The following is a 19,471-nucleotide window of genomic DNA, read 5'->3' on the forward strand; positions in this document are numbered from 1 at the left end:
GTGACGCAAGGTACGGCGGCGTCAGGGCGTGGCGGGCTTCTTCGCGGTACGCGGCTTCTTTGCCGGGTCGGGCTTGGCCGCAGGGGCCGGCGGCTTGGCCTTGGACGCGGCGGCGCCGGGCTTTGGCTTGGCGCCAGGGGCTACCGGCGGTGCGCCTGGCGGGGTGGTACGGGGCTTGCGCGGGGCGGCCTTGGGCGCAATGGCCTCGGCTTCGGCCAACTTGCGCGCCATCTCCCAGTGGCGCTCCTCCTGGCCTTCGGGTTTACCTTCCGACTCCCAGATCTGGTAGGCGAATTCGCGGATACGTTTTTCCTCAGCACTCATCTCGACGCTCCTGATGACTCAGTCTGTTCTATGAAGAGATTGACGGGGAAGGCTTTGAGCGCAGTGCTCAGCCACAGCTCGTTAGAGGGTGTGACTGCGCCCTGGGCGAAAAGTCCCGTGCAATTGGCAGCGCACAAGGCGAACGGTAAAAGCACACGGGTATCGTCCCAGTTCTGCGCCGGGATCAAGGGTTGCGTGGCGTTGCCCAGCAGGCCCGAGGCCAGCCGCGGCACCACCACCACCGCACGTTGCGCCTCGCCGATACGGGCAAAGGCGAGCACCCGCTCGGCGTGTTTGCCGCGTACCTCCAGGGGTTGGTAGCGGCCGTGGCGAAACAGCTCTGGGTAGGCCCGGCGCTGCTCCAGCACCTGGGCGATCAGGGCCTGCTTGACCCGCCCGTCCTGCCAGTGCCCGAGCAGTTCGGCGGGGGGCAGGCTGTCGTCCAGGGCCTGGCGACGCGCGGCGTAGTCCACCGCGCGGCGGTTGTCCGGGTCGACCAGGCTCAGGTCCCAGCATTCGTTGCCCTGGTACAGGTCGGGCACCCCCGGCACGGTCATGCGCAGCAGGCTCTGCACCAGGCTGTTGAGCGCGCCCGGGCAGGCCAGGGCCTGCGCCGCCTGGGCCACCGACTGGCGCAGCTGCTGGCATTGCGGCTCCAGCAGCAGGGCGTCGATGAAGCGTGCGCAGGCCTGCTCGTAGACCTCGTTGGGGGCGCTCCAGCTGCTGCGCAGCTTGGCCTCGCGCAGGGCTTTGCGCTGCCATTGGCGCAGGCGTTCGGCGTAGCCGCGCAAGGCGTGGGTGTCTTCGCAGCGCAGCGTCATCGGCCAACTGCCGAGCAGGGTCTGGTACAGCAGCAGTTCATCGCCGGCACTCGGTGCCACGCCATCGGCCAGTTGTGTGCGCAGGGGCGAGGCCAGTTCACGCCACAGCTCCACGCGCTGGCAGAACCAGTGGCTGCGTTCGCTGATCACCGCCAGGCGTGCGCGGCAATCTTCGCCACGCTTGTGGTCATGGGTGGCGGTGGCCAGCAGGTTGTCGGGGAAGTGCGCCAGGCGTTGCTGGCAACTGGCATGGAAGGCCTCGGCCGGCGCGCTGAAGCGCTCGGCGTCGAAGCCCACGTCGTTGCGCGACAACAGCACCGCCGAGCGATAGAAGGCGGTGTCTTCGACGGCCTTGGCAGCGGTGGGCGAGGTCAGCTGCTGGAAGCGAACGCAGGCGTGGCGCAACTGCTTGCGCGCCCGCCCCGGGCCCAGCTCGCGCCAGGGCTGGCCGCCCAGCCAGCGCTGCAGGTGGTCCAGCAGCGGCCAGTCGGCTTCGCCCAGGCTCGAACGCGCTTCGGCCAGGGCCTGCTGGAAGAACCCCTCGTCCATCGCCGGGCGCCCGCAGGCATTGATGTAGGTGCGGTATACCGGGTAGTGCTCCACCAGCGCCTGCAACGCGCGGCGGATGGCGCCCAGGGTCAGGTCGCGGCTCATGATGTCGTTGCGCGCCACCTGCAGCAGGGCCTGGGCCACCGATTCGAAGTCGCCGGCCAGGCTGGCATTGAGCACCAGCTGGCGGGCCAGGCGCAGTTCCTCGACGAACGCCGGGCGCTCGCTCAGGTCGTGCCACAGCGCGGTCAGTTCGGCTTCGCCCTGCGGGTCATGCTGCAGCAGCGAGACCTGGTTCATGAATTCGTAGCCGGTGCTGCCGTCCACCCGCCAGTCGTCGTGCAGGCGCTCGCCGGGGCCGAGGATCTTCTCCACGTAGATCGGAAAGTGCTCGAGCGCAGCGCTCAGCGGCCGGCGTGGGAGCAGGCCGTCGACGCGTCGGCGCAGCTTGCGGCAGTAACCGCGTGGGTCGGCCAGGCCGTCGATGTGGTCGATGCGCAGGCCGTCGACCAGGCCGCGCTCGATCAGCTCGAACACCTTGGCATGGGTGGCCTCGAACACCGCCGGGCGCTCCACGCGCAGGCCGCCCAGCTCGTTGACGTCGAAAAAGCGCCGCCAGTTGATGTCGTCACCGGCGGTGCGCCAGCTGGCCAGGCGGTAGTGCTGCTGTTCGAGCAGTTGATGCAGGTGCTCGAAACCGCTGGGGGTGCGCCCGTCGAAGGCGGCCAGCACCTGTTCGATGGCCTGGCCGATGCGCGGCTCGCGGGCCAGTTCGGCCAGGGCCTGGTGCACCGCCTCGACGTTGGCCGGGGCGTGGCGCTGGCCCTCGAAGGCGGCAAAGCGTGCCCCCAGTTCGCTCAGTTCCGGGTGGCCGCTGACGCACAGGATGCGCGCATAGTCCGGCGGGCTGATCGGGAAGCGGTGTTCGTGGTGCTCGATGTGAAAGCGCCCGTGGCGGGCGTCGAAACGCAGCGGGATTTCCCCGGCCTGCAGCACTGCGCCATAGTCGCTGGCCAGGAACGGCAACAGCAACTGGCCTTTGAGCAACGGGTCGGGCGAATGCCACTGGATGTCGAAGAACTCGGCGTAGGGGCTGCGCCGGCCCCAGGCCAGCAGGTCCTGCCACCAGGGGTTGTGTGCGCCGCCCACGGCCATGTGGTTGGACACGATGTCCAGGATCAGGCCCATGCCGTGCTGGCGCAGCGCGGCCACCAGGCGTTCCAGCGCCGCCTCGCCACCCAGTTCGGGGCTCACCCGGGTCGGGTCGACCACGTCGTAGCCGTGGCGCGAACCGGGCCGCGCCTGCAACAGGGGCGAGGCGTACAGGTGGCTGATGCCCAGCCGGGCGAAGTAGGGCACCAGCGGCACCGCATCGTCGAGGCTGAAGTCGGCATGAAATTGCAGGCGCAGTGTGGCGGTGAGGCTGTTCATCGGTCACGCTCGAAGGCTTGTTCACGGGCCTGGGCCAGCAGCTCGAGGCGTCGCGCCGCATCGCTGTCGTCCAGCAGCTGTGCGGCGGGCAACGCGAAGCGGCGGCGCCAGTTGGGGTGGGTGTCGACGGTGCCGGGCAGGTTGGGTTGTTCGTCCACGCCCAGCAGGTCTTCCAGCGGTACCAGCACCAGCGGCGCGCGGGTATGCCCGAGCAGGCGCAGGCTGGCATCGATCAGGGTGTCGGCTTCGCTGCTGGTGTCGCCGTAGCTGCTGTGCAGCAGGCGACGCAGGCCCTGGATTTCATGCTGGCGGCTGTCGCGCCAGTCGCGCTCGGTGATCGCGTCGATCGCCCCCAGGCGCTGGCCCCAGTCGATGTCGCGAGCCTGCAGCCAGCCTGCCAGCGGGGGCAGGTCGTGGGTGCTGGTGGTGGCCAGGGCGTTGTCGGGCCAGTCGAGGATGGGGGTGAACTGCCCGGGCGGGTCCTGCTCGAACAGCAGCACACGCATGCCCAGGATCGCGCGGGCCGCGAGCTTTTCGCGCAGGCCTTCGGGCACCGTGCCCAGGTCTTCGCCGAGCACGATGGCCTTGTGGCGCACCGACTCCAGGGTCAGCAGGCGCAGCAGGTCGTCCAGTGGGTAGTGCAGGTAGGCGCCTTCGCTGGGGGCGGCGCCCTGGGGGATCAGCCACAGGCGCTGCAGGCCCATCACATGGTCGATGCGCAGGCCCCCGGCGTGGGCGAAGTTGGCCCGCAGCATCTCGATGAAGGCGCGGTAGCCGTTGCGGCGCAGGCCCTCGGGGGAGAACGCGCAGATGCCCCAGCTTTGCCCCGATCGGTTGAGGATGTCGGGCGGGGCGCCGACGTGCAGCTCGGCCAGCAGCTCGTCCTGGCGGCTCCAGGCCTGGCTGCCGGTGCCGTCGGCCCCCACTGCCAGGTCGGCGATCAGGCCCACCGCCATGCCGCTGCCGCGCGCCGCTTCCTGGGCACGTTCCAGGCTGCGTGCGATCAGCCACTGGCAGAAGGCATAGAAGCCGATCTGCTCGACGTGGTCGGCGGCAAACGCGGCAATCTCGGCGCTGCGCGGGTCGAGCCAGGCGGCCGGCCACTGGCGCCAGTCCTGGCTTTCGCCGCGTTCGGCGGCGGCATCGAGCAGCGCTTCGAAGCGGCAGTGGTCTTCCAGCGCCTGGCCGCCGGCGTGGCGAAAGCTGTCGAAGTCGGCGCGCTGCGGTTGCTCGCCCTTGATAAAGCCCTGGTACAGCGCCTGCAATATCTGCTGGCGTGCCCCGGCCGCCCGTGGCCAGTCGATCAACGGCAGGCCTTCGAGCTGTTCGAGCTGGGCCTCAAGGCCCAGGGCCTGGACCGTGATGCGCACCGTGCGCTCGTCGATCACTGCCTGGGGGCTGGCATACAGGCTGTTCAGAAACAGCCGGCTGGATGGCGAATAGGGGCTGTAGCTGGGGTGGTTGCGGGTGAACATGGCGTGCACCGGGCTGATGGCCAGGGCCGTGGCGCCACGCTCGGCGGCGCTGCGTGCCAGGCCCTCCAGTGCCAGGCAGTCGCCCAGCCCGCCGTCGCCCGGGCGGCGCAGGCTGTACAGCTGGGCACTCAGGCCCCAGCACCGTGGGTGCGGGGTGCCCAGCGCATCGGCCAGGCTGTAGCACTGCGCCGGGGCCACGGCCAGGGTGAAGGTGGTGGCGTCGATATGCAGCTGGTGATACCCCAGTGGCAGCCCGGGCGGCAGCAGGGCCTGGGCATCCAGCTGCAGCTGCTGGCGGGTGCCGTCCTCGTGCTGCACCTCGCAGCGGCTGTTGGCCGCGAAGTAGCGCGACAGGTCCAGCGGCTGGTGCTGGTCGACCGTCAGCAGTGGCGGCAGGTGACGGGAGTCGTGGGCTTTTTCCAGGGCCTTGAGGCTGTTGGCGATGGCGATGTCGTCGGCGGCCGGGTGGCCAAGGGCGGCCAGGATGCGCCGCAGGACCGGTTCGCTGACACGCTGGGCGCGCCCGTTGGCGTCGATCCAGTCCACCGCCAGGCCAGCGCGTTCGGCCAGTTGCAGCAAGGGTAGGTCAGGCATGCACAGGCTCCGTGGGGCAGGAAGGGGTCAGGCTCACCACGCAGCTCAACGGCGGCAGGCAGGGTGGGCCCGGGGGCAGTTCGCAACTTTCGAACAGGTGCCGCTCGCGGGCCGGCAGGTCCAGGGCCAGTGGCTGCTGGCCGAGGTTGAGGTCGATGCGCAGCTCGCTGCCATCGCCCAGTTGCCAGCGGGCGCTCACGCCCTGGCCGTCGACCACCTGGGCGCCCAGGGCGCGGGTGCCCGGCAGGCGCGGGATGATGTGCTGGTGGCGCAGGTACAGCAGGCGACGGTACAGCGCCACCCATTGCTCGCTGTCCTCGCCCCATTGCGGTTGCGAGTCGAGGAAGGTCTGGGCGGCGTTCGGGTCGGGGATGCGCGCCCGTTGCTCGGGGTCGGCGAAGGCCTTGAACCCCTTGAACTCGGCGCGTCGGCCTTCGCGCACGGCGGTGGCAAGGTCGTCGTGGTGATCGGTGAAGAACAGGAAGGGCTGGCGGCACCCCCAGTCATCGCCCATGAACAGCAGCGGGATCATCGGTGCCAGCAGCAGCAGCCCGGTGGCGGCGCGCAGGGCCTGGGGCGGGCACAGGCGCTCGAGCCGCTCGCCCAGCGCGCGGTTGCCGATCTGGTCATGGTTCTGCAGAAACAGCACGAAGGCACTGGGCGGCAGATGGCCGCTGGCTTCGCCACGCGGTTCACCGTTGCGGTCCGGCTGGCCCTGGAACACGAACCCCTGGCTCAGGCAACGCGCCAGCTTGTTCAGCGGCGCCTCGCGGTAATCGACGTAGTAGCCTTCCTGCTCGCCGGTCAGCAGCACGTGCAGGGCGTTGTGGCCGTCGTCGTTCCACTGGGCGTCGTAGCCCTCCTGGAGCAGGTGCGCCTGGTTGCGCTCGTTCTCGAGGGTGAGCCACACCTGCCGGCCCGGTGCGGTGCTGGCGCGCACGCGGCGGGCCAGCTCATGCAGAAAGTCAGGGTCGTCGATGGCGTGCACCGCATCCAGGCGCAGGCCGTCGAAGCGGTAGTCGTGCAGCCACATCAGGGCGTTCTCGATGAAGAAGTCGCGCACCTGGCGGCGGCGAAAATCGATGGCCGCGCCCCAGGGCGTATGCCGGTCTTCGCGAAAGAAGCCCTGGGCATAACGGTGCAGGTAATTGCCGTCGGGGCCGAAGTGGTTGTACACCACATCCAGCAGCACCATCAGCCCCAGCGCGTGGGCCTGGTCGATCAGCGCCTTGAGTTGCTGCGCAGTGCCATAGCTCGCTTGCGGGGCGAACGGCAGCACGCCGTCATAGCCCCAGTTGCGCTGGCCGGGAAACTGCCCGATGGGCATCAGCTCGATGGCGGTCACGCCCAGTGCGGCCAGGCGCGGCAGGTGCCTGGCCACGCCGGCGTAACCGCCCAGCAGGCCCACGTGCACTTCATAGATGACTGCCTCGTGCCACGGGCGGCCCTGCCAGTCGGGGTGTTGCCAGGCATATTCGGTGCCCAGCACCTGGCTGGGGCCGTGCACGCCGTCGGGCTGGGCACGGCTGGCCGGGTCGGCGACCGACAGGTCGCCGTCGATACGGTAGCGATAGCGCGTACCGGCCGGGCAGGGCAGGCGCAGCACGAACCAGCCGTCGTCACTGCGCTGCATGGGTTGCGGGGCGGCGTTTTCACATTCCACCTCCACCTGCCGGGCATCGGGCGCCCAGAGGGCGAAGCGGGTGGTGTGGCTGTCCAGCATCACGGCCCCGTGGGTCGCGTGTTCCTGTGACCTGAAGGGCATACGGCAGTTCTCCTCAGCCTGCGTTGAGCGTGGCGCGCGTCACCAGTTCCTCGTACAGGTGGGCATAGGGTTCCACGGCCTGACACCAGTTGAATGGCTGGGTCATGGCCAGGCAGCGCATGGCATTGAGCAGGTGTTTCTTGCCGTATACGTAGAAGGCCCGCGAGAGTGCTTCGCGGTAGCTCTCCACGCTCGATTCGTCGAACAGAAAGCCGGTGACGCCATTCTCGATGGTGTCGGCCAGGCCGCCGGTGTTGCGCGCCACCGGCAGCGAGCCGAAGCGCTGCGCGTACATCTGGCTCAGGCCGCAGGGCTCGTAGCGCGAGGGCATCAGCAGAAAGTCGCTGCCGGCGAACATGCGCCGTGCGTCGGTCTCGTTGAAGCCGATGCGCACCCCCACGCGGCCCGGGAAGCGGCTGGCCAGCTCGCGCATGGCTTGTTCTTCCTCCGGTTCGCCGCGGCCGATGATGGCGATCTGGCCGCCCTGTTCGACGATGTACTCGGCCACCCCCAGGGTCAGGTCCAGGCCCTTCTGGTACACCAGGCGCGAGACCACGGCGAACAGCGGGCCGGTGGAGGGCTCCAGCTCGAACAGCTCGCGCACCTGGCTGCTGTTGGCCGCCTTGCCTTCCCAGTCGTTGATGCTGAAGCGGTGGGTCAGGTGGGTGTCGGTGGCCGAATCCCAGCTTTCGTCGATGCCGTTGGGGATGCCGCTGAGCAGGCCCTGCTGCGCCTTGCTGCCAAGAAAACCGTCGAGCCCGCAGCCGAAGGCCGGGGTGGTGATTTCCCGGGCATAGGTGGCGCTGACCGTGGTGATGTGGCTGGAGTAGGCCAGGCCGGCCTTGAGAAACGACAGCTTGCCGTAGAACTCCATGCCTTCCTGTTGCAGGGCGTGTTCGGGAATCGCCAGTTCCGGGCAGCAGCCGCGGCTGACCACACCCTGGTAGGCCAGGTTGTGGATGGTGAACAGGGTGGGGGTGTTCAGGCCGCGCCAGTGCATGTAGGCCGGGGCCAGGCCGGCAGGCCAGTCGTGGGCGTGCACCAGATCGGGCTTCCAGTGCACCATGCCCTCGCCCGCGGCGATTTCAGCGGCGGCCAGGCCCAGGCGGGCGAAGCGGATATGGTTGTCGGGCCAGTCACGGCCATTGTTGGCGCCGTAGGGGGTGCCTTCGCGCTGGTACAGCTCGGGGCAGATCAGTACATAGATGACCAGGCCGTCGGCCAGGTCCATGCGCCCGATCTTGCACGGGGGCAGTGCGGCATGGCCGCCCAGCTCGCCCACCAGGTGGATCGGGTTGTCGCTTTCGAGTACCTGCGGGTAGCCGGGGATCAGCACGCGTACATCGTGCAGGTGGCGCATGGCGCGGGGCAGGGCGGCGGAGACGTCGCCCAGGCCGCCGGTCTTGACCAGGTCGGCGATTTCCGAGGTCACGAACAGCACCTTGCGCTTGTTCGGGTTGCGCCGGGTATCGAGGGCAGGGGCCTTGGCTGTCGTGACGATCTGGGCAGCACGCACCTGCGCGCTGGTATCCGGGTTGAAATGCTCTGCATGAGGTTCGACAGCGGCGCTGATCATACTTGTCTCCGTCCCTTGTTCTGCGGGCGTATCCCACCCGCTGCATGTCTGTACTGTTGTTCTCGCTATGTCATGTGATGCGGTGAAACGCCCCGGACACACGTGCAAGCGCTACGCCAGCCGGCGCTCCTGCCGATGGCGTGCTGACGAGTGGGGGGTGGGCTGCGCCTGGGTAACCAGAGTCGTTGGCCTACTTAGTTGCTGACCTACCGGGTTTGCAGAAGTTTCGACTATTTTCGATCGAGTTTTCCGGACGGTATCAGGTCGATTGAACAGTGTAGGAGAGGGGCGGGATAAATGTGACCCGTTGGTCATGTTTTGTGAATTGGCCGGCACAGGGGTGCACCGACAGCGAGCGTGCACCGCTCGAAGGTGACCCCCGATGGTGCGCGTGCCAGCCTGGCTGGCGAAACCGGCGCGGTGGGTGGCTTCAGTCGCTCATCTGCGCAATCAGTTGCCACAGGCGCTCATCGTCGAAGTTCTTCACCACCAGCTGCGCACCGGCCTCCAGCAGCAGCTGTGGCGCCTGGCTGGTCGACAGGCCCACGGTAAGGATCCCCGCGCGGCTCGCTGCCGTCACGCCCGGCACCGAATCCTCGAACGCCAGCGCATGGTCTGCCCTGGCCCCCAGGCGCTCCAGGCCGGTGAGGTAGGGCAGGGGATCGGGCTTGGCCCGTGCCAGTTCCTCGGCCACCAGCACATGCTCGAAGCGCTCGGCCAGGCCCATGGCTACCAGCATGTGCTGCGCATTGGCCCGTGGCGCATTGGTGACCACGGCCATGCCGATGCCGCGGCGCTCGGCATGCGCCAGCAGGCGTTCGAGGCCGGCAGTGGGCTGCAAGGTCGGCGACAGCGCGCGAAAGCGCGCCTCCTTGCGGTCGGCGAATGCCTCATGCTCGGCCACCGGGCGCCCGGGGAACAGGTAGCGGCACATGTCGGCGTTGGCCCGGCCACTGACGTGGGCGTCGAACTCGGCCTCGCTCAGTTCGCGACCCTGCTCACGCAGCAACTGCTGCAGTGCCTGCAAATGCAGGGTATCGGTGTCGGTCAGGGTGCCATCGAGGTCGAACAACAGGGCTTCAAGCATGGGGCGCGGTTTCCATTGCACGGCGGGCCATCATAACCATTTTGCCGTGGCGATCAGCGGGGCTGGTCAGATAAACCCGAAAAGAGTACAAATGTGCTCCATGAACAGACTATCGCCCAAACGTGCCGCCATCCTGACCTTCATCCGCGACCGCATCGCGCAGCAAGGGCAGCCCCCGAGCCTGGCCGACATCGCCCAGGCCTTCGGCTTTGCCTCGCGCAGCGTGGCGCGCAAGCACATCCAGGCGCTGTGCGAGGCCGGCTTGATCGAGGTCACCCCCAACCAGGCGCGCAGCATCCGCCTGGCCGGTGCGCTGCGCCGCCCCGAGGTGCTGGAGATCCCGGTACTGGGCCAGGTGGCCGCCGGCCGCCCGATCGGGCCCGACGTGGACATCCACGAACAGCTGATGCTCGATGCGCACCTGTTCAGCCGTACCCCCACCTACCTGCTGAAGGTGCGCGGCGACTCGATGATCGACGACGGTATCTTCGACGGCGACCTGTTGGGCATTCACCAGCAGCCCGATGCCCGCGACGGGCAGATCGTGGTGGCCCGGCTCGATGGCGAGGTCACCATCAAGCGCTTCCAGCGCGCAGGCACGCACTACCGCCTGCTGCCGCGCAACCCGGCCTATGCACCGATAGACGTGGGGCCCGAACGCGACTTCGTGATCGAAGGGGTGTTCTGCGGCCTGTTGAGGCGCGACTGATGGGCGCGGTGGTCAGCCTCGACGGGCTGCTCGACGAGCGGCGGGTCTGGAAGGGGCGCCCGCTGGCCCAGCCCCGGGGCCTGCAACCCACCGGGCATGCCGCGCTGGACGCGGTGCTGCCGGGCGGCGGCTGGCCACCGGGTGCGCTCAGCGAACTGCTGCTGGCTGCCGAGGGCGCCGGCGAGCTGCACCTGCTCTGGCCGAGCCTGGCGCGCCTGACTGCCAGCGGCGAACGGGTGGTGCTGGTGGCGCCGCCGTTCATTCCGTACCCGCCCGCCTGGCTGGCAGCCGGTGTCGACCTGCGCTGGCTGTCGCTGATCCAGGCCTCCCGCGTCGAGGCCCTGTGGGCCGCCGAGCAGTGCCTGCGCTCGGGCAGTTGCGGCGCGGTGCTGTGCTGGCCGCAGCAGGTCGACGACCGCGCCTTGCGCCGCCTGCAGGTGGCTGCCGAAACCGGCCAGACCCTGGCCTTTGCCTGCCGCCCGCAGCAGGCGGCACTCAACCCGTCGCCGGCCGCGCTGCGCATTGCCGTCGACCTGCACCCGGCGCAGTGGCGGGTGCTCAAGTGCCGTGGCGGGCTGGCCCCGGCCACCCCGATCGCCATGGCCGGGCGAGGGTGATGGGCGATGCTGTGGGCCTGCATCCTGCTGCCGCAACTGGCACTCGACAGCGTGCTGCGCGGTCGCGACGACCCCCAGGCGCCGCTGGTGCTGCTCAGCGGCCCGGCGCAGCGGCGCGTGTTGCAGGCGGTCAACCCGGCGGCCCGGGCCCTGGGGCTGCGCGCCGGGCAGAGCCTGAGCACCGCGCAGGCGCTGGCCAGCAGTTTTACCTGCGTCGAGCATGACCCGGCGGCGGTCGAGCAGTTGCAGCAATTGCTGGCCGCCTGGGCCTACCAGTTCAGTTCGCAGGTCAGCCTGCATTACCCACGCACCGTGTTGCTCGAAGTCGAATCCAGCCTGGGCCTGTTCGGGCCCTGGCCGCTGTTCGAGGCCCGCCTGCGCAAGGAGCTGGGCGAGCTGGGGCTGCGTCATCGCATCGTGCTGGCCAGCAACCCGGTGGCGGCGCGCATGCTGGCCAACGCCCATGACGGGCTGGCACTGAACGACCCCCAGGCCACCCGCGCCGCCCTTGCGCAGATGCCCGTGGACCGCATCGGCCTGCCGGTGGAGGCCGCCACGGCCTTGTCGCGCATGGGCCTGCGCGACCTTGGGCAGGTGCTGGGGTTGCCGCGCGACACCCTGGCCAGGCGTTTTGCCGCCAGCGTGCAGGTGCACCTGGATCGCCTGCTGGGCCTGCGCCCCATGGCGCTGGCGTGCTACCGGCCGCCGGACCGGTTCGAGGCGCGGCTGGAACTCAACTTCGATGTGGAGTCGCACCAGGCGCTGTTGTTTCCGTTGCGCCGGCTGATTGCCGACCTGGCGGCGTTCCTGGCCAGCCGTGACGGCGGCGTGCAGCGTTTTACCCTGCACCTGGAACATGCCCGGGGCGTCGCCACGCCGGTGGTGGTCGGCCTGCTGGCCGCCGAACGCGAGGCGGGCATGCTGTTCGAGCTGGCACGCGGGCGCCTGGAGCAGTTGAGCCTGCCCGCACCGGTGCGCAGCGTGCGCCTGGTGGCCGACGACCTGCCGGCGTTCGTGCCGCAACCGGGCGAGCTGTTCAATGCGCGGCCCCAGCAGCAACAGGGCTGGGAGCAGTTGCGCGAGCGTTTGCGTGCACGCCTGGGCGATGAGAGCGTGCGGGCTGTGCAGGCTTTTGCCGACCACCGCCCCGAGTGCGCCTGGCAGGCGGCAGGCGGCGCCCCGCCGCTGGCCCGTGCGCCGGGTGGGCCGCCGCGCCCGGGCTGGCTGCTGGCCGAGCCGCAGGCCTTGGCGCCCGAGGGCCTGCGCCTGCTGGCCGGGCCCGAGCGGATCGAATCCGGCTGGTGGGATGGCGGCGATGTACGGCGTGACTACTACCTGGTCGAAACCCCGGCTGGCCAGCGCGGCTGGGCCTACCGGCCACTGGGCGAAGGCGGGCCGTTGTGGCTGCAGGGCTGGTTCGCATGAGCGTGGGCTATGCCGAGCTGCACTGCCTGTCGAACTTCACCTTCCAGCGCGGGGCCTCGAGTGCCCGCGAGCTGTTCGAGCGGGCGCACCAGCAGGGCTACCAGGCCCTGGCGATCACCGACGAATGCACCCTGGCCGGTATCGTGCGCGCCTGGCAGGCGGCCAGGGAGACGGGCCTCAAGCTGATCGTCGGCAGCGAGGTGCGGGTGCACGACGGCCCCAGGCTGGTGCTGCTGGTCGAAAACCTGAGCGGCTACCAGCACCTGTGTCGGCTCATCACCCTGGCGCGGCGCCGGGCGAAAAAGGGCGAATACCAGCTGCTGCGCGAAGACTTCGCCGGCCCGCTGCACGGCCTGCTGGCGCTGTGGGTGCCGGACGAGCCGTTGCAGGCCGGCCCCGGCCTGTGGCTGCGCGAGGTATTCGGCGAGCGCCTGTGGCTGGCGGTGCAACTGCATCGCGGTGCCGACGACCATCAGCGCCTGCAACAACTGCAGGGGTTGGCCGCGAGCCTGAACCTGCGCGCCGTGGCCTGTGGCGACGTGCACATGCATGCGCGTGGGCGGCGCGCGCTGCAGGACTGCATGAGCGCGCTGCGCCATCACAGCACCGTGGCCGGTGCCGGGCAGCACCTGTTCGCCAATGGCGAGCGGCACCTGCGGCCCCTGGCGCAGCTGGCCGAGCTGTACCCGGCCCACCTGCTTGAGGCCACCCTGGAGATTGCCCGGCGCTGCACCTTCGACCTCGGCCAGTTGCGCTACCAGTACCCGCGCGAAGTGGTGCCCGAGGGGTACACGCCGACCGGCTGGCTGCGCACGCTGTGCGAACGCCAGGTGCCGTGGCGCTGGCCGGGGGGAATCGAGCCGGCCGTGCGCCAGACCCTCGAACACGAACTGGCACTGATCGCCGAGCTGGGTTACGAGAGCTACTTCCTGACTGTCTACGACATCGTTCATTTTGCCCGTGGCCAGGGCATCCTGTGCCAGGGCCGGGGCTCGGCAGCCAACTCGGTGGTGTGCTTCGTGCTGGGCATCACCGAGCTGGACCCGACCCGCACGCACCTGCTGTTCGAGCGCTTTTTATCGCGTGAACGCGACGAGCCGCCGGACATCGACGTGGACTTCGAGCACGAACGGCGCGAAGAGGTGCTGCAATACGTGTTCAACCGCTATGGCCGCCACCGCGCCGCCCTGACGGCCGTGGCCAGCACCTACCATGCCGCCGGGGCGGTGCGCGACATTGCCCGGGTGCTGGGGCTGCCGCCCGACCAGATCAACGCCCTGGCCGATTGCTGCGGGCGCTGGACCGACCGCATCCCGCCGCCGGAGCGGTTGCGCGAAGCCGGTTTCGACCCCGACAGCCCGCTGCTGCACCGGGTGCTGACCTTGACCGGCGAGCTGATCGGCTTCCCCCGGCACCTGTCGCAGCACCCTGGTGGCTTCGTGATTTCCGAGCAGCCACTGGACACCCTGGTGCCGGTGGAAAACGCCGCCATGGACGAACGCACGGTGATCCAGTGGGACAAGGACGACCTGGACATGGTCGGCCTGCTCAAGGTCGATATCCTGGCCCTGGGCATGCTCAGCGCCTTGCGCCGCTGCTTCGACCTGGTGCGCTACCACCGCGGGCGCGAGCTGACCATCGCTACCCTGCCGCCGGACGATGTCCCCACCTACGACATGATCGGCCGTGCCGATACCGTGGGGGTGTTCCAGATCGAGTCACGGGCGCAGATGGCCATGCTGCCGCGGCTCAAGCCACGCGAGTTCTACGATCTGGTGATCGAGGTGGCCATCGTGCGCCCCGGGCCGATCCAGGGCGACATGGTGCACCCGTACCTGCGCCGGCGTAACAAGCAGGAGCAGGTGACCTACCCGTCGGATGCGCTGAAGAAGGTCTTCGAGCGCACCCTGGGCGTGCCGCTGTTTCAGGAGCAGGTGATGGAGCTGGCCATGGTGGCTGCCGACTATACGGCAGGCGAGGCCGATCAGTTGCGCCGTTCGATGGCCGCCTGGAAACGTCACGGCGGGCTGGAGCCACACCGCGAGCGGCTGACCCGGGGCATGCTGAACAACGGCTACAGCGTCGAGTTCGCCGAGCGCATCTTCGAGCAGATCAAGGGCTTTGGCAGCTACGGGTTCCCCGAGTCCCACGCGGCCAGCTTTGCCTTGCTGACCTACGCCAGTTGCTGGCTCAAGTGCCACGAGCCGGCGATCTTCGCCTGTGCGCTGATCAACAGCTGGCCGATGGGCTTCTACAGCCCGGACCAGATCCTGCAGGACGCGCGCCGCCACCGCATCCAGATTCGCCCGGTGGATGTGCAGCACAGCCAGTGGGACTGCAGCCTGGAGCCGGTGGGCGGCGATGAACTGGCGCTGCGCCTTGGCCTGCGCCAGGTGCGCGGCTTTCGCCAGGACGATGCCCTGCGCCTGGCACAGGCCAGGGCGCAGCGGGCGTTCGGCGATGTGGCCGACCTGTGCCTGCGTGCCGGCCTGGATGCGCGTGCGCGGGCGCTGCTGGCCGATGCCGGGGCCCTGGGCGCCCTGGCCGGGCACCGTTATCAGGCACGCTGGGAAGTGGCGGCGGTGCAGGCGCAACTGCCGCTGTTCGCCGGGGTGGAGCCGCCCCGTGAAGCGCCGGTGAACCTGCCGGTGCCCAGCGTGGGCGAGGACCTGTTTGCCGACTATGCCAGCGTCGGCACCACATTGGGCCCGCACCCGCTGAGCCTGCTGCGCCGACGCCTGAATGGCCTGGGCTGTCGCAGTTCGCAGGCCCTGGAGGGGGCCGAACACGGCGATGCGGTGAGCGTGGCGGGGCTGGTCACCGGGCGCCAGCGGCCAGGCACTGCCAGCGGCGTGACCTTCGTGACCCTGGAGGATGAGTTCGGCATGGTCAACGTGGTGGTGTGGCGCGAGCTGGCCGAGCGTCAGCGCCGGGTGCTGGTGGGCTCGCAGCTGCTGCGGGTGATGGGTACGCTCGAATGCGCCGACGGCGTGCGCCACCTGATCGCGAAGCGCCTGGAAGACCTCAGCCCGCTGTTGCACGGGCTGGATGTGCGCAGCCGCGACTTTCGCTGATCACACCATCGCCAGGCGCTGCTTGCGGGTGGGCGGCGGGAAGGCGCGGTCGATGGCGCGCAGGTCTTCGCTGCTCAAGGTCAGGCTGGCCGCGGCGGCATTGAGCTGCACATGGCGCTTGTCCACCGCCTTGGGGATCGCGATCACGCCGTCTTCACGGGTTACCCAGGCCAGCGCCACCTGGGCCGCGGTGGCGCCATGGCGTTCGGCGATCTGGTTGAGGGTCGCGTTTTTGAGCAGGCGTCCGGCCTGGGCCAGCGGGCAGTAGGCCATGGTTGGCAAGTGGCGCTTGTGGCTGTAGGGCAGCAGGTCGAACTCGATGCCGCGCTGCTCGGGGTTGTACAGCACCTGGTTGGTGGCGCAGGCCGGGTTGTCCAGCTCGCGCAGGTCATCGGTATCGAAGTTGGACACGCCCCAGCGCCGGATCTTGCCGGCCTCGCGCAGGCGCTCGAAGGCTTCGACGGTTTCCTCCAGCGGGTACTGGCCGCGCCAGTGCAGCAGGTACAGGTCGATATGGTCGGTGCCCAGGCGCTGCAGGCTGCGCTCGCAGGCGGCGGGGATGCCGCTGCGGCTGGCGTTGTGCGGGTACACCTTGCTGACCACGCAGACCTGCTCGCGACGCCCCTGGATGGCCTGGCCCACCACCCGCTCGGCGCCGCCCTCGGCATACATTTCGGCGGTGTCGATCAACGTCAGGCCCAGGTCGATGCCGTGCTGCAGGGCGGCGACCTCGGCTTTCTGCTGGCCGGGGTCTTCGCCCATGTACCAGGTGCCCTGGCCGATGACGGGTACGGTGGAGTCGCCGAGTTCGAGCGTACGCATGGAAGGCTCCTGCAAAGTGGGGAGGGTGGTCTACTGTCCTTTAGGGTTTTGTGGCGGGTCAAGCCTACCCGCGTCGACATTGATTTGAATAACCAATCAATCCATCAAAAAAACAAAATTAACAAATGAGTGGCCAAGGGTGAAGATGGCCCCAGACGCTCTCCGACGACCCTCGTCGGTTCTACAACTACAAAAGGCGAATCAGCATGGCCGGACTGGACAAGCGCGTAGCGACCTATGAAGAGGCCCTCGAAGGCCTTGCCGACAACATGACCGTACTGGCAGGCGGCTTCGGCCTGTGCGGCATCCCCGAAAACCTCATTGCCGAGATCAAGCGCCGCGGCGTGCGCGGCCTGACCGTGGTGTCCAACAACTGCGGCGTCGACGGCTTCGGCCTGGGCGTGCTGCTCGAAGACCACCAGATCCGCAAGATGGTCGCCTCGTATGTGGGCGAAAACGCCGAGTTCGAGCGTCAGCTGCTCAGCGGCGAGCTGGAAGTGGAACTTACCCCGCAAGGCACCCTGGCCGAGAAGATGCGCGCCGGCGGCGCCGGCATCCCGGCCTTCTTCACCGCCACCGGCTACGGCACCCCGGTGGCCGAAGGCAAGGAAGTGCGCGAATTCAACGGGCGCAAGTACATCCTCGAAGAAGCCATCACCGGTGACTTCGCCATCGTCAAGGGCTGGAAGGCCGACCACTACGGCAACGTGGTGTACCGCAACACCGCGCAGAACTTCAACCCGCTGGCCGCCACCGCCGGCAAGATCACCGTGGTGGAGGTCGAGGAGATCGTAGAGCCAGGCGTGCTGCTGCCTACCGAGATCCATACCCCGGGCATCTACGTCGACCGGGTCATCGTCGGCACGTTCGAGAAGCGTATCGAAAAACGCACCGTCAAAGCCTGACCCGACCCCGCGCAGAACAACAAAGAGAACCTGAGCATGGCACTTACCCGCGAACAAATGGCACAACGTGTAGCCCGTGAACTCAAGGACGGCTACTACGTCAACCTTGGCATCGGCATCCCGACCCTGGTGGCCAACTACGTCCCGGCGGATATGGACGTGATGCTGCAATCGGAGAACGGCCTGCTGGGCATGGGGGAATTCCCCACCGAAGCGCAGCTGGACGCCGACATGATCAACGCCGGCAAGCAGACCGTGACCGCCCGCACCGGCGCGTCGATCTTCAACTCGGCCGAGTCCTTCGCGATGATCCGTGGCGGTCACGTCGACCTCACTGTGCTGGGGGCGTTCGAGGTGGACGTGGAGGGCAACATCGCCTCCTGGATGATCCCGGGCAAACTGGTCAAGGGCATGGGCGGGGCGATGGACCTGGTGGCTGGTGCCGAGAACATCATCGTCACCATGACCCATGCCTCCAAGGACGGCGAGTCCAAGCTGCTGTCGCGCTGCAGCCTGCCGCTGACCGGTGCCGGCTGCATCCGCAAGGTGCTGACCGACCTGGCCTATCTTGAGATCGAGAATGGCGCGTTCATCCTGCGCGAGACAGCGCCGGGGGTGAGCGTGGAAGAGATCGTCGCCAAGACCGCCGGCAAGCTGATCGTGGCCGATGATGTGAAAGAGATGACGTTCTAGGCTGATAACCGCCTTGCCTGTGCTGGCCTCTTCGCCGGCAAGGCCGGCTCCTGCAGGGAACCACGCATTCCTGTGCAGGAGCCGGCCTTGCCGGCGAAGGGGCCTTCAGCCGTTCAAAAAAAATCAATAAGAAGGAAAATCCCGTGGCCGCCGAACTCCAAGACAGCCGCTCCGCCCGCTTTGCCCTGCGTTGCTCCAACTGGGCCGAACGCTGGTTCCCCGACTCCTGGGTGTTCGCCGCCCTGGCCGTGGTGCTGGTGTCACTGGCCGCCCTGGCCATGGGCGCCAAACCCCTCGATACCGCCACCGCCTTCGGTGACGGGTTCTGGAGCCTGATCCCCTTCACCATGCAGATGGCCTTCGTGGTCATCGGCGGCTATGTGGTGGCCAGCTCGCCGCCGGCGGTGAAACTCATCGACCGTCTGGCGCGCATTCCGAAGAACGGCCGTTCGGCCGTGTGCTGGGTGGCGCTGATATCGATGGTCGCCTCGCTGCTCAACTGGGGCCTGTCGCTGGTGTTCGGCGGCCTGCTGGTACGCGCCCTGGCGCGCCGTACCGACCTGAAGATGGACTACCGCGCCGCCGGTGCCGCCGCCTACCTGGGCCTGGGCGCCGTATGGGCCCTGGGCCTGTCCTCGTCGGCCGCGCAGCTGCAAGCCAACCCGGCCAGCCTGCCGCCGTCGATCCTGGCGATCACCGGGGTGATCCCGTTCACCGAAACCATCTTCCTCTGGCAGTCGGGCGTGATGCTGGCGGCGCTGGTCATCGTGTCGCTGATCGTGGCCTACGCCACTGCACCCGGCCCGCAGAGTGCCCGCGATGCCCAGGCCTGTGGCATCGACCCCAGCTTCAGCGCACCACCACCGGCGCAGCGCACGCGCCCGGGTGAATGGCTGGAATACAGCCCGGTGCTGACCCTGCTGCTGGTGGCCCTGGCGGCTGGCTGGCTGTACCACGAGTTCTCGACCAAGCCGGTCATCACCGCGATCTCGGGGCTCAATACCTACAACTTTCTGTTCATCATGCTCGGCGCCTTGCTGCACTGGCGCCCGCGCAGCTTCCTGGATGCGGTGGGCCGTGCGGTGCCGACCACCACCGGGGTACTGATCCAGTTCCCGCTGTACGGCTCGATCGCGGCCATCCTCACCCAGGTCAAGGGCGTGGACGCGCAAACCCTGGCGCACCATATCTCCACCTTCTTCGTGCAGATCGCCTCGCATGACACCTACGCCTTGCTGATGGGCGTGTACTCCGCGGTGCTGGGCTTCTTCATTCCCTCCGGTGGCGGCAAGTGGATCATCGAGGCGCCCTACGTGATGCTGGTGGCCAACGACCTGCAGTACCACCTGGGCTGGGCGGTGCAGATCTACAACGCCGCCGAGGCGCTGCCTAACCTGATCAACCCGTTCTACATGCTGCCGCTGCTGGGCGTGCTGGGGCTCAAGGCGCGCGACCTGATCGGCTTCTCGTTCGTGCAGTTGCTGGTGCACGTGCCGCTGGTGCTGTTCTTGCTCTGGGCGCTGGGCACCACGTTGCAGTACACGCCACCTGTGATGCCGTAGCGCATCCGGCGGGTAAAAAAGGCGATCTTCGGATCGCCTTTT

Annotated in this window: 14 protein-coding genes; 7 read left to right on the forward strand and 7 right to left on the reverse strand. The window is 68.5% G+C overall.

The features are described 5' to 3' along the window. Positions 1-21 precede the first annotated feature (21 nt). The 6 genes from NJH59_RS15675 to NJH59_RS15700 form a co-directional block, all read right to left on the reverse strand. Positions 22-324: a DUF2934 domain-containing protein gene (locus tag NJH59_RS15675; RefSeq protein WP_043862952.1), complete on the reverse strand. Its 303-nt coding sequence runs from the start codon at positions 322-324 to the stop codon at positions 22-24. Continuing rightward, the gene (locus NJH59_RS15680; protein ID WP_253086987.1) at positions 321-3,125 is read right to left on the reverse strand and encodes a malto-oligosyltrehalose synthase; all 2,805 of its coding nucleotides are present in this window, start codon (positions 3,123-3,125) and stop codon (positions 321-323) included. Before NJH59_RS15680 ends, NJH59_RS15675 begins: the two co-directional genes overlap by 4 nt. After that, entirely contained in the window at positions 3,122-5,194 is a 2,073-nt protein-coding gene (gene malQ, locus NJH59_RS15685; protein ID WP_253086988.1) for a 4-alpha-glucanotransferase, read from the reverse strand. Before malQ ends, NJH59_RS15680 begins: the two co-directional genes overlap by 4 nt. After that, positions 5,187-6,959, reverse strand: a complete 1,773-nt coding sequence (gene treZ / locus NJH59_RS15690; protein WP_043862949.1) for a malto-oligosyltrehalose trehalohydrolase — start codon at positions 6,957-6,959, stop codon at positions 5,187-5,189. Before treZ ends, malQ begins: the two co-directional genes overlap by 8 nt. A gap of 13 nt (positions 6,960-6,972) precedes the next feature. Next, the gene (glgA, locus tag NJH59_RS15695; RefSeq protein WP_058541106.1) at positions 6,973-8,535 is read right to left on the reverse strand and encodes a glycogen synthase GlgA; all 1,563 of its coding nucleotides are present in this window, start codon (positions 8,533-8,535) and stop codon (positions 6,973-6,975) included. Between the two features lie 430 nt (positions 8,536-8,965). After that, positions 8,966-9,622, reverse strand: a complete 657-nt coding sequence (locus NJH59_RS15700) for an HAD family phosphatase (RefSeq protein ID WP_253086989.1) — start codon at positions 9,620-9,622, stop codon at positions 8,966-8,968. A gap of 100 nt (positions 9,623-9,722) precedes the next feature. On the opposite strand from NJH59_RS15700, the gene lexA reads away from it, so the two are divergent. The 4 genes from lexA to NJH59_RS15720 are packed head-to-tail and all read left to right on the forward strand — an operon-like array spanning position 9,723 to position 15,447. Then, entirely contained in the window at positions 9,723-10,331 is a 609-nt protein-coding gene (lexA, locus tag NJH59_RS15705; RefSeq protein WP_253086990.1) for a transcriptional repressor LexA, read from the forward strand. Beyond that, positions 10,331-10,948, forward strand: a complete 618-nt coding sequence (imuA, locus tag NJH59_RS15710) for a translesion DNA synthesis-associated protein ImuA (RefSeq protein ID WP_043862945.1) — start codon at positions 10,331-10,333, stop codon at positions 10,946-10,948. The genes lexA and imuA overlap by 1 nt, the downstream gene beginning before the upstream one ends. A gap of 6 nt (positions 10,949-10,954) precedes the next feature. Continuing rightward, entirely contained in the window at positions 10,955-12,373 is a 1,419-nt protein-coding gene (locus tag NJH59_RS15715; RefSeq protein WP_078480165.1) for a DNA polymerase Y family protein, read from the forward strand. Next, positions 12,349-15,447 (forward strand): error-prone DNA polymerase, encoded by a 3,099-nt coding sequence (locus tag NJH59_RS15720; protein WP_218186780.1) that lies wholly within the window; start codon positions 12,349-12,351, stop codon positions 15,445-15,447. Before NJH59_RS15715 ends, NJH59_RS15720 begins: the two co-directional genes overlap by 25 nt. Here the strand turns inward: NJH59_RS15720 and NJH59_RS15725 are convergent, their stop codons facing one another. After that, on the reverse strand, positions 15,448-16,269 hold the full coding sequence (locus NJH59_RS15725; RefSeq protein ID WP_043862942.1) for an aldo/keto reductase: 822 nt from the start codon (positions 16,267-16,269) through the stop codon (positions 15,448-15,450). It abuts the gene before it with no gap. Positions 16,270-16,475: 206 nt separating this feature from the next. Between NJH59_RS15725 and NJH59_RS15730 the strand changes: the two genes are divergently transcribed. The 3 genes from NJH59_RS15730 to NJH59_RS15740 all read left to right on the forward strand — a co-directional run bounded on the left by NJH59_RS15730 (position 16,476) and on the right by NJH59_RS15740 (position 19,429). After that, the gene (locus NJH59_RS15730; protein WP_043862941.1) at positions 16,476-17,174 is read left to right on the forward strand and encodes a CoA transferase subunit A; all 699 of its coding nucleotides are present in this window, start codon (positions 16,476-16,478) and stop codon (positions 17,172-17,174) included. Between the two features lie 36 nt (positions 17,175-17,210). Further along, complete coding sequence (locus tag NJH59_RS15735) at positions 17,211-17,867, forward strand: CoA transferase subunit B (protein WP_054915387.1); 657 nt, start codon at positions 17,211-17,213, stop codon at positions 17,865-17,867. 143 nt (positions 17,868-18,010) lie between these two features. Next, positions 18,011-19,429 carry a TIGR00366 family protein gene (locus NJH59_RS15740; protein ID WP_253086991.1) on the forward strand — a complete coding sequence of 473 codons (1,419 nt, stop codon included), beginning with the start codon at positions 18,011-18,013 and terminating at the stop codon, positions 19,427-19,429. Positions 19,430-19,471 lie beyond the last annotated feature (42 nt).

Origin of the sequence: Pseudomonas sp. VE 267-6A, from assembly GCF_024126555.1 — a bacterium.
GTDB classification, from domain to species: domain Bacteria; phylum Pseudomonadota; class Gammaproteobacteria; order Pseudomonadales; family Pseudomonadaceae; genus Aquipseudomonas; species Aquipseudomonas palmensis.